This is a genomic window from Bacillus sp. Root131, assembly GCF_001429475.1.
GTDB classification, from domain to species: domain Bacteria; phylum Bacillota; class Bacilli; order Bacillales; family Bacillaceae_G; genus Bacillus_A; species Bacillus_A thuringiensis_S.
This window is the reverse complement of record NZ_LMJQ01000040.1, coordinates 1-1814: the sequence shown is the minus strand read 5'-3', so window position 1 is coordinate 1814 and position 1814 is coordinate 1. Positions and strand designations below refer to the sequence as shown.

Here is a 1814-nt window from a genome sequence, read left to right as displayed (position 1 = left end):
TAATTGATTTACTTTTTCATTTAATTCCTTATAAGTTAACTGTTGATCTTTATATACCAACGCAACAGAATCTGGATTCTGAATTACTTGCTGTTCAAATAACTCTTGAATCACTACATCTTTTTGATAATTGCCCTCTATGTTAGTCCATTCATGTAATAATTGCTTTTCTTCGTTCTTAGTGAGTATTCTTAGATTCTCAATAGGTTCCTCCGGAAATTGTAAAATTTCATCTAGCCAAATTTCAAAAGATTGAGCCATTCTTTTTATTGTAGAAACCTTAAATAAGTCTGTATTATATTCAAAATCCACTTGTAATCCTGTTGGTATCTCTTCCATTGCTATAGTTATATCAAACTTTGCACCATTCATATGTCTAGGGATTTTTTCTACGCTATGATCTAATAATTTTGGTAACTCTTTTAATTGATTGTGAAAAACAAACATTGTCTGAAATAATGGAGAATAACTCATATCACGTTCTGGTTGTATAGCTTCTATAACTTTTTCAAAAGGAACGTCCTGGTTTTCTTGTGCATCTAACATTTTTTTCTTTATTTGTTGGACCAATTCTTTAAATGTTATATTATTTGAGCAATCTGCACGATAGACTACAGTATTTGCAAAGAATCCAATAAGATCTTCAACTCCTGGATAATTCCTATTTGCAATCGGGCTGCCTACTAAAATATCTTTTTGATTGGTATAACGAGAAAGAAACCCTTGATAACTTGCTAATAATGTGGCGAATAATGTAACGCCTTCCTTAGAATTGAATACTTTTATTTTTTCTAACAATTTATTGGGTATGACAATTTGATACGTATCTCCATTATAGCTTTGTATTATTGGACGAGGATAATCCAATGGGAGTTCCAATATAGGAAGTAAACCGCGTAATTCTTTCCCCCAATATGCTATTTGTTTTTGTATAATGTCTTCTGTTAACCAACTTTTTTGCCATTTTGTAAAATCAATATACTGAACAGGTAAAGGGGGAAGCTTTTCAGTTTCGTTTTCTAAAAATGCCTGATAAAAACTCATCCATTCATTGATAAAGGTATCTAATGACCAGCGATCAAAAATAATATGATGGATGGTACAAAGAAGTACTAACTCTTTATTGTCCATTATTATTAAATGAGTACGTAATAAAGGTCCTTGGCTTAAATCAAATGGCTTTTTAGCTTCTATTTTTGATATATTTTCTATTTTAGATGTTTTATCTTCAGGAGAAAGATAACGCAAATCAATTACTGATAAGGGAACTGTTATATCTTGTTGAACAATTTGCACTGGTTTTCCGTCAACTTCATGAAATACTGTCCGTAGAATTTCATGGCGATGTATTATTGCATTATATCCTTTTTTTAACATCTCAATGTTCCATTTTCCTTTTAAACGCCATGCAATCGGGACATTGTAAAGCGCACTATTTGTTACAATTTTATCCATTATCCATAAACGCTGTTGAGCGAAAGATAATGGTTCGTATTGTTCACGTTTAACTGATTGTAATGGTGTAAAAACATCGATCTCCCCCGTTTTTCCCAATAAAAATGTTAAACGTTTTGAGAAATGTTTAATGGTAGGGTATTCAAATATATCACGTATTTGTACTAGAATTGAAAAATCAACACCTAAACGTGAAGTTATTTTAGTTGCTAGGAGAGAGTGTCCACCTAACTCAAAAAAATTATCGTTTATTCCAATGGCAGAGGAGTCAATCCCTAATACCTCTGACCAAATTTCTACCATTTTTTGCTCTACTCTATTCCGAGGTGCTATATATCCATCGTTCGTTTGTATAATAG

Annotated in this window: 1 protein-coding gene; it reads right to left on the bottom strand. The window is 31.8% G+C overall.

Annotation, left to right across the window (positions count from 1 at the left end):
* A partial coding sequence (locus ASE54_RS28220; protein WP_235567872.1) for a condensation domain-containing protein occupies positions 1-1758 on the bottom strand: 1758 nt, incomplete at its 3' end.
* Between the last annotated feature and the right edge of the window lie 56 nt (positions 1759-1814).